Raw genomic sequence first — 12,650 nt, 5'->3', positions numbered from 1 at the left:
TTGCGGCATCACATATGATTGATATTAGGCACCTACGGTATTTTCAGGTGATTGCGGAAGAACTGCATTTTGGGCGCTCGGCAGCACGGTTGTGCATCGCTCAGCCCGCATTGTCGAGACAGATCCAACAGCTTGAAGAAGAAATCGGTACTAAGCTCCTGAACCGAACACAACGTCGCGTGGAACTTACCGCGGCCGGAACTCTTTTATTGCAGAGAACTAACCAGATTCTGGCAGACATCAGTAGAGCAGCCATTGACACTCGTCGTGTCGGCAACGGTGAATTCGGTCGCTTGTCCGTCGGTTTTATCCACTCCTCGACCTATGGATTGTTGCCGTCAGTCGTTGAACGATTCCAACATCTTTATCCGGACATAGAACTTGAGCTTCACGAAATGAGCATCACTGAGCAACACGTCGCTTTAGCTCGTGGCCTTATAGACGTGGGTATCCTGCGACCACAAACTGCACCAAGTGAAATTGAGACTCAGATTTTTATGGACGATCCTTTTATACTCGCCGTATCGGATAAGCACCCTTTAGCAAAATCTGAGGCAGTGCGCTTGCTAAATTGTGCAAGTGAACCAATGATTCTGTTTGCAAAGAGAGAAAGCCCCCTGTTTCATTCACGAATAATCGCAATGTGTGAATTAGCCGGATTCACGCCTAGGGCTGTTCAAAATGCGATTCATATACACACTGTGGTTGGTCTAGTTGGGGCGGGCATTGGGATAGCGATAGTGCCCGACACTGCGCGCAATTTGCACCCAAAAGGCGTTCGCTTTTTGGAAATCATCGACAAAACTGAGCCTGTCCATATAGCCCTTGCATGGCATAAAGGCAAAGACTCACCAGCAATTCGGTCGTTTCGGCAAGTGACATTGCTGGTTGCAACAAATGCTCCCGGACCGAACAAGAGTTGGCTCCAGGAACTTAGGACGCGCTGAATAGATCCGCATTTGATTAAGGATGAGACAAACGGCGTTTGGATTTTGGAAGTACGCCCAGCAAACTGTGGCGCCATGCATTTGGGCTAGCAGGTCCATTGATCCAATAATAAGCCTTCGCCATTAACAGAAGTGGTTTCGTGAAATAGGACAAAGGTATAAGCAATGGAATGGTCGCCCCTCCCTGAAACGGCATGAAAGTGCCAAAGTGGCAATAGCGATATCCCACTGCGCGAGAGGAGCGACCGAGATGAACATTACGACAATTGGCATTGATTTGGCAAAGAACGTATTTCAGCGGTTCCGGATCTGAAAGACCTTCACGCAAAAAATCGGCCAGCAGGCACTGGAGATCGATTTTTTTCATATGGCCCCTGGTGTCAATTTGGGCAAGCGTTAGCCTCGCGCCTCACGATGGGGTGACGCAGACAACTGTGGGAGTGGGAACGCGACGAGCGGGCCGGTGTGCCGACGATGGATCAAGCTCATATCCGCGGATTGGTTACCGCCGTTCATCTTTCCGTCGCGGGGCTGCCTCGCTCTAGGCTCGGGGATCGTCTGGTAGCACGCCCACAAAGAATCACGAGACACCGCCACTGCCGTATGATTATTTCATTACTGATGGCAGCCACAGCGTGAGCTGCGGCAGATATGTGATGAGGAGCATATCGCACAGAAGAATGAAATAGAAAGGTAGCATGCTCTTCATAATCTTTTCGATCCTTAGACCGGCGACCTCTCGATAAATGATCCAGGTAACTTACTATTGGTAGCCGTCTCCAAAATTGCCGAAACACTCAATAACTCGCCCTGGTGGCCAAATATCTTCAAAGCGCTGAACGCCTTAATCCGCTTAATCAACCCACGCCCTGCAGTTTCTTGAAACGTAGTTTCCTCTTCCATTACACCTGCGTCCAATACATAATGAGCAATCGTTTAATACCTTTGCGGCATCACATAAACTCATCCCTAGTGGCCAAGGCCAGTTTAAAATTTTGGAAAGGGCAACAAGTGCTATTGATTTTCCAGGAAGACGTTTTCGTATTTCCTGGCTTGTGTTCGGTGTTTCAATTTATGTTGAAACCAGGAAGTAAGTGCAAGGAATAAAGAATATGAGAGACGGTACTGAGATTATCGTTGTCGGATCAGATCACACAGGGCTTTCGCTCACGGAAGATATAATTAAATACATTCTTGAGCGTGGTTTAAAGGTTATTGATGTCAGGACTCTTGATGCCCGTATCATTTCTTTTCCAGATGTAGCACGGCGTGTTTGTAAAGAGATACTTCGCAAACGCGCACATCGTGGCGTCATTATTTGCGAAAGTCCAGTCGGAGCATCTATTGCTGCAAACAGGCTTCGCGATATTAGAGCGGCCGTTTGTCATGATTCTCATTGTGCGCGCAGGTGCATTGAGCATGACGATGTCAATGTTATGTGCATATCAAACGATGTCGGTTGGCGTGGCGATATTCACGAGTTGATGAAAGCGTTTGTCGATGCCAAATTCGATGCGTCGGAATGCTCCTCTCGTAGAGTAGACAACTACGAACTCTTACCGCTTACTTGGACAGATCTTTTCTAAAAAAGAGGTGGCCCCGCGCAGTTGGACAGACTTCCGGTTTTCTTAAGTATTGGGATGGTCGTCCCTCCCTGAAACGGCATCAAAGTGCCAAAGTGGCGATAGCGATATCCCACGACGCGAGAGGAAACCGAAATGAACATTACGACAATTGGCATTGAGTGGGCAAAGAACGTATTCCAGGTTCATGGTGTTGACGCACGGGGCAAGGTGGTCGTGAAGAAGGCGCTCAAACGGGCACAGGTGTGTAAGCCCCCGGCGAAGTCATCTGTGAATTGAGGGATTAGACCGGGAAGATCGTGCCCACTAAAAAACATGGTGGACACGATCGATGGAGATACAGAAGCCGATACGGCGCAGGCGGCATCACCCGGAAGAATTCAAGCAGGCGGTCATCGCCGCCTGTTGCGAACCTGATGCCTCGGTGGCAGGAATCGCGATGGCCAATGGCATCAACGCCAATCAGGTCCGTCGCTGGATGCGCGAGCGCGGTATTGAAGCGCCGACGCGGCGCTTACCCATGCTCAGGGGGATACGAGCAACTCACCGGCAGGTCGCTGCGTGACTGTCCCCAGTGCGGCCATGGACATATGGTCTGCATCGAGACATTCCTGCCGGGCACACTGCCACGCGGGCCGCCGCGCATTCAACGATGAACGCCACCGTACAAAACCGGCTGAGCGCTTCGCGACCTTCTTCGCGAATCGACGGGATTGCCTTGATCAGCGCGCGGAAGCACCGGCGTCATGTCCACGATCGGCGAAGGACTTCCCCATCTAATGGCGCGTCACCGCCGTTCGACATCCGACGCCGGGCCAGGAATTCAAACCTCGTGCGTCGATTGCACGCGTTTCGCATCCGTCAGCGGCGTGCTTCGCCGAGCGCTACGATTCAATTCCCATAGCTTCACCGCCGGTGCGCCGGTTCAGTCCAACAGGCTTTTTAGCTTACCGGCCGCGGAGGCAGCCGCCCGAACGCTCGTCAATCACGGTGCGCCGCGTCCGCCAAGCTAAAAACCCTCTGCATTATGCGCAAGTCGCCAACATCGCGCTGACCGAAGTTTAAGAGTCGTGTTGCGGGCTATTCGAGGAATTCAAGCTGCCTGATTTGGCTTGATTTACGGCACTGCACCTCGTCGAAGCCGTTCGTGTCAATCTGGTACATCAAATGCCCGGTGTGCTTCAGTCGGTCGAATAGTTAGCCATGCCAACTCCACTCCCCCACGGCCACCTCGTTATCTACGTCGACGGCTATAAGTACCACTACCGCAACATGGTTCACGTCTTTTCGCAGGGTGGAAAACAATACTCCATCCCCGATTGCCTCATGCCCGCCAACGTTGACGTCATCGACTTAATGGATTGGTGTCAAGAAGGCTGGGCAGTGGGCGACAACTCCCGCGACCGACTCTGTGCGCGGAGCGAGGTAAAGCCTCTGCGGAAGTTTTTCGATTACGACGAGGCGGTGAGTTTTGCCTACGCCCGTCAGCAGAAGAATAAGAAGCAGCATCTGCTGGTCTACGTGACCAAGGGCGCGGTGGGCAAAGAGGAGCGGCACGTTGTGCGGTCGATGGATGAGATTGTTGCCATCGACGCTGCCAACGCAAAAGAGACGGCGTACATCGAAAACAAAAAAGCGCAACGGGCGAAGGAGACAAAGGAGCACTACCCGGAGCTTGAACTGCTACGCGGAAAATTCAAGTACATGAAGGCCTGGGAGATGGCGTGCAGACTCGCCGACCTACGCGAGAAGGGTAGGGATGCCGTCATGGCTTCAATGCCGAAATCAACGTGGTATCGGTTCAAGAGAGAGCTTGAAGAAGTCGGCATAACGTTGCCACCGTGAACGCGCCTTCATCTCTGGTCTCGCGGCAGGTCTTGTGAAGTTCGTTGGCTGGGTGCCATACTGCGATTTGAGGGTACGGCAAAGTGGATAAGCAAACACATCTTTACGATTTCAGGATTGACGCATGGGCGCCGGACACGTTGCCCATGAGTCGTCTCGCCGATTATTTGGCCCAACTTGCTACGCTGTTTGGCAACAAAGATCATGTGCATTTCGTCAAGGTCGTGAAGGGCAGTGCTGTCCCCGTCATTTCGGTTGAAAACACCGCCCAACCCAAGGTTGAAGCGAGGCTCCGTCTGGTTGACACCAGCGATGCGCCCAAAGAATTGAGCAATGCCAAGCAGCGAATCAACGAAATGCTCCGCGAAGATAATGCATCTGCATATATCCGCCCCCGTGGTGGCGCTAAGATTCTTGAGTTCAAAGGAGCAAAAACACCGCTAGCGGAAGAGGTTGTTCTGTATGAACAGGGCGAACTGGACGGCACTGTTATACGGATTGGCGGCAAGGATGAAACCGTCCCGGTGATGCTAGAGGGTGAAAACGGCCAGTATTTCCGCTGCAACACGAAACGAGATATCGCCAAGAACCTTGCAAGCCACATATTCGGCGCTCAAGTTCGCGTCAGTGGCAAAGGCAAATGGCGACGTAACCAGCAGGGTGAGTGGGAGCTGGATTTATTTGATATTCAGAGTTTCGAGGCGCTGGACGATACCCCCTTGCAAGACGTGATTGCCGGGCTTAGGGCAATTGATGGCAGCCAGTGGAACGACATGGCTGCTCCTCAAGAAGAACTCAAAAAACTTCGGGGTGAATAATTGATCCTCTTCGATGCTTCGGTGTTGGTTGAATTATTCAATGACAAAATCAAAGGTGTTCGTACCGACTGAATTCCAGGCAGTTTGAAGAGGTTGTGCCGGTTTAAAATTGGTCAGGGTGTTCAACCTACCCTGTGCATTTTTTGCGCAGGAGCGAGATGGGGTGATCACCATGGAAATGTTTGGCAAGGTACGCAGGATGTTTTACCGGGACGGGATGTCCCGATCGGAGATTGCGAAGAGAACAGGGCTGTCGAGGACGACCGTCCAGAAATGGGTGAAGGCGCCGGCAGGTAGTGCGCCGAAATACCAACGAGCAGGCAGGCCCGGCAAGCTGACGCCGTTCAAGGAAGACCTGCTTCAAGCACTCAAGGCTGATGCGCGTCGTCCGCGTCGTGAGCGGCGCACCGCGCTGAAGCTGCTGTCGATGATTCAGGCGAAGGGCTACTCAGGGGGTTACACGGCAGTCACCGATTTTGTTCGTGCCTGGCACGCCAGCCATGGGCAGTCGGCAGTGCGCGCCTTCGTGCCACTGCAATTCGAACCGGGGGACGCGCATCAATTCGACTGGAGCGAAGAGCATCTGGTTATTGGTGGCGTCTGGCGCAAGATCATGGCGGCGCATCTGAAGCTTTGCTTCAGCCGGGCGTTCGTGGTGCAGGCGTATCCAACACAGAGCCACGAAATGCTTTTCGATGCGCACACGCGCGCGTTTGCCACTCTGGGCGGTGTGGCGCGCCGTGGCATCTACGACAACATGAAGACTGCGGTCGACAAGGTCAAGAAAGGCAAGGCCCGCGTCGTCAATACCCGCTTCGCCGCCATGGCAGCGCATTATCTCTTCGATCCGGAATTCTGCAATGTCGCCTCGGGCTGGGAGAAAGGGGTTGTTGAGAAGAACGTTCAGGATAGCCGGCGACGGCTTTGGCAGGATGCGGCCGGACAGCGCTTCGGCTCCTTCACCGAGTTGAATCTGTGGCTGCTGGCGCGTTGCCGCGCACTCTGGGGGGAACTCAAGCATCCCGAGTACGACCTGACGCTGGCCGAGATGCTTGAACAGGAACAACCGCATCTCATGCCAATGGTGACGCCGTTTGACGGTTACGTGGAGACGCTGGGCAAGGTCTCCAGTACCTGCCTGGTATCGGAAGAGCGTAATCGTTATTCGGTACCATGCGAACTGGTCGGTCAGATGGTGAGCATCCGTATCTATCCGGAACGGATCGATCTGGTTGCCCACGATACGTTGATCGCAAGCCACGTGCGCTGTTTCGGGCGGAACGAAACGCGTTACGACTGGCAACACTACATCCCCCTAGTCGAACGCAAACCGGGCGCACTACGCAACGGTGCCCCCTTCGCTGACATGCCCCAACCGCTTCAGCAGTTGCGTGCCTGGCTGCTCAAACGGGAAGGTGGCGATCGTCTCATGGCCAAGATTCTGGCAGCCGTTCCCCGCCACGGGCTGGAATCCGTCCTGGTCGCAGTCGAACTGGTGCTGGAATCCGGCCATCCGAGTATCGAACATATCGAGAATGTGTTGCACCGACTCAAGTCGGTACCACCGCCGCCCCAGGTGGAGACGCATTTGACGGTGAGCGAGATTCCTGTCGCCGATACAAGCCGCTATGACCGTCTGCGCCAGGAGGTGAGCCATGCGTGATGTTGCCGCCGAACTGAGAAACCTCCGCCTGCATGGCATGGCCGGCGCGTGGGAAGAGGTTGTTGCGCAAGGAGATAGCGCCGGACTGCAAACGTCGCGCTGGCTAATCGAACACCTTCTGCAAGCCGAGCACACGGACCGACACGTACGTTCGATCAGCTACCAATTGCATAGCGCCAAGTTTCCGGTGCATCGTGATCTGGCGGGCTTTGATTTCGGGCAGTCGAAGATCGATCGTAGCCTGATCATGGAACTGGCGACGCTGGCTTTTACCGAAGAAGCGCATAACGTCGTGTTCGTCGGTGGTACCGGAACCGGGAAGTCTCATCTCGCAACGGCATTGGGGGTATCTGGCATTACCCAGCACGACAAGCGTGTGCGCTTCTATTCAACGGCCGATCTGGTCAATCTGCTCGAGCAGGAGAAAGCCGCCGGCAAGGCCGGCAAACTGGCGTTCCAACTCATGCGCATGGATCTCGTGATTCTCGATGAACTGGGTTATCTGCCGTTCAGCCAGGCCGGTGGTGCCTTGCTGTTCCACCTGCTCTCGAAACTTTATGAGCACACCAGCGTGATGATCACGACCAATCTGCCATTCGCCGAATGGGCCAGTGTCTTTGGGGACGCCAAGATGACCACGGCATTGCTCGATCGCCTGACCCATCATTGCCACATCGTCGAAACCGGAAACGAGTCATACCGGTTCCGTCACAGCAGTGAGGTGGCCCGGTCGAGAATCAAAGACAGAGAGCAGAGCAAACGCACTCCCGTTCCTGAACCCCTCTGAACCGCCGCGCTGGAAATTCCGCTACGGGCTACGCCCTACGCGGACTCTCCAGCGCCAAAACCGCATCCACTTTACCGGAATGGAGGGCTGTCCAACGACAACTACGCTACACTGATCTTCCGCTGGCTATCAAAAAACCAGCTTTAGCCCCTGACCATATTTCAGTCGGCACGCCTGCACAGAGTTCACCCGGTACGGACAAATCAAAGGGGATCGAAGGGTTCGGCTTGATCATCTCATTCTGACAACCACCAAGCAGCGTACAAAGGTACTAATTCCAACTCCAGCTCTCGCTGAGTTTCTTGCCAAAGCCGATAAAGCCCGCGACGCCTACTATCAGAAACTAATTGCCTCGGGCTGCTTCAGGATTGCACCTTTTGGTAGCAGAGCAGCCATGGAATGCGCTCTGATGATCGACGCCGCCAAGACCGGCGGCGACAAACGCAACGAAGCGAAGACTTGGGCAAAGGCTAAGTTTGACTGGCAGATTGCTGCCATCGCGAAGACTGAAGGCGCCACCGCAATTTACTCAGAAGATGGTGATCTCGCTCGGATAGCCGCGAAACTCAACTTGAAATCCGTCAAAATTGACGATCTGCCAATTCCGGATTCGGCGCGGCAGGGAAAGTTGGAATTGCCGCTTCCGGCAGAACAGGTCTAACGGAAAATCGGGGGGTGGTGATTGCCGCGCCCGCTCTGTAGGGATCAACGGCGCTGCTCCCTAGCCAGCGCCTAACTACTTAGATTTTCTTAAACGCCTTCAAAAAATTCGTCGGATGCTTGTGAAACCGGATATGCCCCGGTGACTTCAGCGGCCTGCGTTCTTCGGGAAATGCAGGAGTGATGTACCCCCACTCGCCGGCAATTGAAAATACGCCACGTAATCAATTTTCGCAGATCGCCATTTGTTCTCGACGACCGCATCCTCGCTATCGCTCTGAAGGCCTTTGACCTGAATTCGATAGTAGCGGCTGTCGTCGTCAACAACCAGAGCGGTTTTTTCCCCGTGATCAATGGCCGGGATCAAAACGTCCCATCCATCGCCGAGAAGCCAAGCGGCGAGGAAGTTACCGATCTTCATCCAATCCGATCCGAAGGCGGCTTTCGCCTCCAGTTCGCAGATGCCACGGTCGATCGGTGAGGGTGACAAGCCAAGCCGCCGCACACCTTCGCAGTCCAGCGCATCGAGAATCAGATGACGTGGTTTCTGGTGAGGCACTTCCACCAAAGCGACCATGGCGATACTCAGGAAGACTATCGCGAGGACGCCAATGCTCGTCAGACGTAGTTTTGTACGTAAATTCGTCATCGTTTCTCCATAGAACGGTCGAGCATTCGGTCAAAGAACGGGGGTTGCCCGGCGCGTTCACGCCGCAGGGCCAAGTAATCCCCGAAGGTTCGAATCCTTCGGCCGACGGCCTCGCCGTCCGCCGTGGATCCGGTGCGCCGGCGCAGACGATCGATCCGCCAAATCCCTTCATCCTGCAGCCGTGTCCAAACCCGATGAGCGTTTTCAAGCTGCGCGAGCAAGACGTCTCCGGCTTGCCAGGCGGCCTGTTTGAGGAAACGGGGAAGCAGTCGGAGAAGCCGTCCGGGTTTCAGGCGGACCGTGGTCCGGGTCGGGGGGATAGCGATTGGGTTTCATGGGCATCCCCGCCTTCCCCCACGGCGCCAGCTCTGGGCAACCAGCCACCACACGAAGCGCAGCGGAGCGAAAAACCCTACCCATCCCTCCCGGAACCCGGCCTTGAATACGGAGAAGAGCCCTTTCGTTTCGGGGAGGTAGTAGGGATTGAGCCGCCGCCATTCGGCGCGGCAGCGTTGCATGAAGGTCGGTTGGGTTTGAGTCATAAAAATCTCCAGATGCCGTGAGGCGGCGCCGTCGACGTTGCGCCATCGACGTCGAGCCAACGGCACCGCGCGGGTGGATCAATGTAAGGTCTCGCGGGCGCAGGGAATGAGCCTGTCGGCCTGACGCAGCCGTTCGGGGCTGTCGATGAAACCGCGGGCGACCTTCAGGATGGCCGTCTCGATCGCCTGCGGGGATTCCAGTGGCCGGTGGACGGCGATCAGGACGTGGACCAGCAAGTGGTACAGCGCGTCCGGGACGATGCTCTTGGTTCGGGCGACCCCCAGCCATTCGAGCAGGGTGTGCTGGTAACCGATCCAGCGGCCGCGCTCGCTTAAGGCCACCCCGCTCCCGTCAGCCGCCACACGAAAATCGTCGGCCTTGCCGGCCTCGTGCAGCAGGGCGGCGGCGATGAGCACGCCGCGCGCGACGTTGGGCAGGCCGTCGGCCAGCAACACGGCTTCTTCGGCGAGCGCGACGGCACGGCGGAAGGTGCCACCGGGCGGCGCCGGATACTCCGCCAGCGAGACCGGGCCGGTCACGTAGCGGTAGAAACGCGCCCCGTCCCAGAGCACGGCATTCAGCAAATGCTGCAGGGAACGCTCCATCTGCTCCCAAAGGCTTTTTGCGCGTTGGGCGAGCACCCGGTCATTGAGCCACGAACTCGGCACCAGTTCGAATGGATTGACCGCGGCCACCGGCTGATCGACGCGGGCGATGCGCAACACCGTGAGCACCTCGGGGCGAGGCGCCCTCGCCCGCCCTTCCCGGACGGTGACGATGTCGCCCCGGCGCAGGCGGGAGTCTACCGTCGGCGAGGTCCAGCCGAGGCGCAGAGTATCTCCCGCACAGTAGAGCGTGGCTTCGTTGTAGACGCCGGTCCCGGTCTTGCCGGGGAGACGCATCAGGCTGGTCAGACGGTAGTAGGGAGCCAGGGCCCGCGTTTCTACAGGAGAGGTCGTGCCGGACGGCGTGGGGGTGTTGATGGGGTAGCTCATACCTGCCCCTCCATCGGTTGGGTTACTGTGTTGCTATCCGGAAGAACGACCTGACGCCCTCCGTGGCCGATCGTTCCGGTGAGCAGGCGTTCGAAGGCCGAACCGTCGCGCCGGGTGAGGTTGGGGACGTAGCGGCTGTACACCCGGAAGAGCATCTCCGTGGTGGTATGGCCCAGTTGCCGGGCGATCCATTCGGGGGACTCGCCGCTGGCCAGCCAGAGCGTGGCAGCCGTGTGCCGGCACTGGTAGGGACGCCGGACCTTGAGGTCAAGGTGGCGGAGCAGCGGTTTCCAGACGCGGTTGGTGACGTTCTTGTAATCGAGCGGCTGTCCCAGCCGGTTGCAGAAAACGAATTTCGACAGGTGGCGGGTGCCCTGCTCCTGTTCCTTCAGGGCGTCATAGACGAGTTGGCTCATCTGGATGTCGCGCTGGCTGCCGTCGGTCTTGGTGTACTCCTCTTCGCCAGCGACGATGGTTTCCCGAACCAGGATGAGGCGACGGTCAAAATCGACGTATTGCCATTGCAGTCCGTCGATCTCGCCGGTGCGCAGGCCGGTGAAGAAACGCACCGTGAAATACGGCCGAAAGTCGGCGCGGACCGTTTCCAGCAAGGTGCGGACTTCGTCGAGGGTAAAGGGATCGACGTCGGTACGCTTGATCTTGAGTTGTTTGATATTGGCAAACGGCGTGCGAAAATCAAAGCGGTCGGCCGCTTCATTGAGGATTTGCCTAAGCGGATTCAGCATCTTGTTGATTCTTGCAGCGGACAGTGAGGTTTTTTTGCCCTTCGCGGTGACTTTGGCGAGTTTGGCGCGGAAGGCAAGCACGTCAGCTTTGGAGATCTGGCCGACCTCCCGATCCCCGAATTCGGGAATCAGGCTGCGATCGAGTTCGTTACGGATGAGCGTCTTGTGCGAGCGCCGCCATTCGATTTCTTTCTCGCTGTACCAGACCTCGGCGAATTCCCTGAACAGCGGCGTGACCGGTGCGGTCGTTACACGTGCCGGGTTCGCGATGCTGACCGCCGGAGCCAACGGTTGGCTGACCGGATCGAACTTGACCGCCTGCCGGCTGGTCGGGAAGAACTGGCGGTAATCGAAGGTGCACGCGGCAATCTCGGATTCGATTCGGTCGAGAACCTTCTGGAGACGCTTCCTGTTCGCGGACGTATCGGGCAAGGTGGTTTGTTCGCGGCAACGGGTACCCTGGTAATAGAAGTCGATGATCAAGGTGCCCGTCTCCTTTCTCAATTGGATACTAGCCATGGCATACACCTCCGTTCGCCAAGGGAATCGAAAAGGCATGCTGGGCACACATGCTCATGTCCTCTTCGATTTTTTCCCAGATAAAGAGAATCTTCCGACCGCCAAACGGGCGGATGTAATGAATCCCTTCGAGCAGTACGCTATCTTTTAGTCGTTCACGGATAGTCCGTGAGTCATATTTGATTCGTGCGGACAGTTCATCAGTTGTCAGGTAAGTTTGTGTCATTTCTATCTCTCCAGTGATTTACTAAACAAACATTGATGCACCTATCGACATCAATGTATAACTAGTTTAACACTGCAGAGCGAAAATGCAAGCCTAGTTTTTCTTCTGTTAAACTAGACAAACAATGATTCGATTCCACATACAGCAACTCCTAGCCGAGAAGCAGTTCCGCGAGGGACGGCGAATTACACTTCTTGAGTTAGCGGAAGCGACAGGAATAAGCCGCGTGACCTTATCCAAGATGGTCAACCAGCGGGGATATGGCACACTCACCGATCATGTGGATCGGTTATGCGCCTACTTTGACTGCCGGATTGAACAACTGGCAGAGTACATCCCGGACACTGCTGTACCGGGAACGCAATCCGATCGAGGCGAACAGGAAACTAGCGGCTAACCAGTATCTGGCGCCGATCCTTGCGGTCACGGAAAGCAGTGGTCATTCCGGACAACATACTATTTTGGCCCGCAGCACACGGTCACAGCGTAGTCACAAATTAGTCACGGAGTGGTCACAAAATGAAAATGGGTAGGCTAAAATAGCCTAACCCATTGAATTCATTGGCGCGCCCGAGACGATTCGAACGTCCGACCCCTGCCTTCGGAGGGCAATACTCTATCCAACTGAGCTACGGGCGCGCTGAAATTGCGAAGGGGCGCAAGCATAGC

Annotated in this window: 16 protein-coding genes, 1 tRNA gene and 1 pseudogene; 10 read left to right on the top strand and 8 right to left on the bottom strand. The window is 55.7% G+C overall.

The features are described from left to right. Window positions 1-14: 14 nt before the first annotated feature. Window positions 15-947 carry a LysR family transcriptional regulator gene (locus BO74_RS10050; RefSeq protein ID WP_496442021.1) on the top strand — a complete coding sequence of 311 codons (933 nt, stop codon included), beginning with the start codon at window positions 15-17 and terminating at the stop codon, window positions 945-947. 16 nt (window positions 948-963) lie between these two features. On the opposite strand, the gene BO74_RS10045 is transcribed toward BO74_RS10050, so the two are convergent. Beyond that, window positions 964-1,314: a hypothetical protein gene (locus BO74_RS10045; RefSeq protein ID WP_496442020.1), complete on the bottom strand. Its 351-nt coding sequence runs from the start codon at window positions 1,312-1,314 to the stop codon at window positions 964-966. Between the two features lie 745 nt (window positions 1,315-2,059). On the opposite strand from BO74_RS10045, the gene BO74_RS10040 reads away from it, so the two are divergent. The 8 genes and pseudogenes from BO74_RS10040 to BO74_RS10005 all read left to right on the top strand — a co-directional run bounded on the left by BO74_RS10040 (window position 2,060) and on the right by BO74_RS10005 (window position 8,304). Continuing rightward, a complete protein-coding gene (locus BO74_RS10040; RefSeq protein ID WP_496442018.1) occupies window positions 2,060-2,533 on the top strand; it encodes an RpiB/LacA/LacB family sugar-phosphate isomerase in 474 nt (157 codons plus the stop codon). Window positions 2,534-2,665: 132 nt separating this feature from the next. After that, a pseudogene (locus tag BO74_RS10035) lies at window positions 2,666-2,776 on the top strand (IS110 family transposase); the annotation flags it as partial. A gap of 85 nt (window positions 2,777-2,861) precedes the next feature. After that, window positions 2,862-3,095 (top strand): transposase, encoded by a 234-nt coding sequence (locus BO74_RS10030; protein WP_496442017.1) that lies wholly within the window; start codon window positions 2,862-2,864, stop codon window positions 3,093-3,095. 638 nt (window positions 3,096-3,733) lie between these two features. After that, window positions 3,734-4,375, top strand: coding sequence for a hypothetical protein (locus BO74_RS10025; RefSeq protein ID WP_496442015.1), 642 nt, complete (start codon window positions 3,734-3,736; stop codon window positions 4,373-4,375). A 146-nt stretch (window positions 4,376-4,521) separates the two neighbouring features. Continuing rightward, entirely contained in the window at window positions 4,522-5,193 is a 672-nt protein-coding gene (locus BO74_RS10020; protein WP_496442013.1) for a hypothetical protein, read from the top strand. Between the two features lie 172 nt (window positions 5,194-5,365). Next, entirely contained in the window at window positions 5,366-6,856 is a 1,491-nt protein-coding gene (gene istA, locus BO74_RS10015; RefSeq protein ID WP_496442011.1) for an IS21 family transposase, read from the top strand. Further along, entirely contained in the window at window positions 6,849-7,643 is a 795-nt protein-coding gene (istB, locus tag BO74_RS10010; RefSeq protein WP_496442009.1) for an IS21-like element helper ATPase IstB, read from the top strand. Before istA ends, istB begins: the two co-directional genes overlap by 8 nt. Before the next feature lie 202 nt (window positions 7,644-7,845). Continuing rightward, entirely contained in the window at window positions 7,846-8,304 is a 459-nt protein-coding gene (locus tag BO74_RS10005; protein ID WP_496442051.1) for a PIN domain-containing protein, read from the top strand. 147 nt (window positions 8,305-8,451) lie between these two features. On the opposite strand, the gene BO74_RS10000 is transcribed toward BO74_RS10005, so the two are convergent. The 6 genes from BO74_RS10000 to BO74_RS09975 form a co-directional block, all read right to left on the bottom strand. Beyond that, entirely contained in the window at window positions 8,452-8,952 is a 501-nt protein-coding gene (locus BO74_RS10000; RefSeq protein WP_496442007.1) for a group I intron-associated PD-(D/E)XK endonuclease, read from the bottom strand. After that, window positions 8,949-9,173, bottom strand: a complete 225-nt coding sequence (locus tag BO74_RS09995; RefSeq protein ID WP_496442006.1) for a hypothetical protein — start codon at window positions 9,171-9,173, stop codon at window positions 8,949-8,951. The genes BO74_RS10000 and BO74_RS09995 overlap by 4 nt, the downstream gene beginning before the upstream one ends. Before the next feature lie 111 nt (window positions 9,174-9,284). Then, on the bottom strand, window positions 9,285-9,494 hold the full coding sequence (locus BO74_RS09990; protein WP_496442005.1) for a hypothetical protein: 210 nt from the start codon (window positions 9,492-9,494) through the stop codon (window positions 9,285-9,287). 78 nt (window positions 9,495-9,572) lie between these two features. Next, window positions 9,573-10,490 carry a hypothetical protein gene (locus BO74_RS09985; protein WP_496442003.1) on the bottom strand — a complete coding sequence of 306 codons (918 nt, stop codon included), beginning with the start codon at window positions 10,488-10,490 and terminating at the stop codon, window positions 9,573-9,575. After that, window positions 10,487-11,755, bottom strand: coding sequence for an Arm DNA-binding domain-containing protein (locus tag BO74_RS09980; RefSeq protein WP_496442002.1), 1,269 nt, complete (start codon window positions 11,753-11,755; stop codon window positions 10,487-10,489). The genes BO74_RS09985 and BO74_RS09980 overlap by 4 nt, the downstream gene beginning before the upstream one ends. Then, window positions 11,748-11,981: a hypothetical protein gene (locus tag BO74_RS09975; protein ID WP_496442000.1), complete on the bottom strand. Its 234-nt coding sequence runs from the start codon at window positions 11,979-11,981 to the stop codon at window positions 11,748-11,750. The genes BO74_RS09980 and BO74_RS09975 overlap by 8 nt, the downstream gene beginning before the upstream one ends. Before the next feature lie 124 nt (window positions 11,982-12,105). Here BO74_RS09975 and BO74_RS09970 point away from each other — a divergent pair, with 124 nt between their 5' ends. After that, window positions 12,106-12,378, top strand: coding sequence for a helix-turn-helix domain-containing protein (locus tag BO74_RS09970; RefSeq protein ID WP_496441998.1), 273 nt, complete (start codon window positions 12,106-12,108; stop codon window positions 12,376-12,378). A gap of 165 nt (window positions 12,379-12,543) precedes the next feature. Here the strand turns inward: BO74_RS09970 and BO74_RS09965 are convergent. Next, window positions 12,544-12,620: transfer RNA gene (locus tag BO74_RS09965), tRNA-Arg, on the bottom strand. Window positions 12,621-12,650: the final 30 nt, after the last annotated feature.

The sequence above is a fragment of the Propionivibrio pelophilus DSM 12018 genome, from assembly GCF_059569095.1.
Note: the sequence above shows the minus strand (reverse complement) of the source record. Positions and strands in the feature narration are given on the sequence as shown.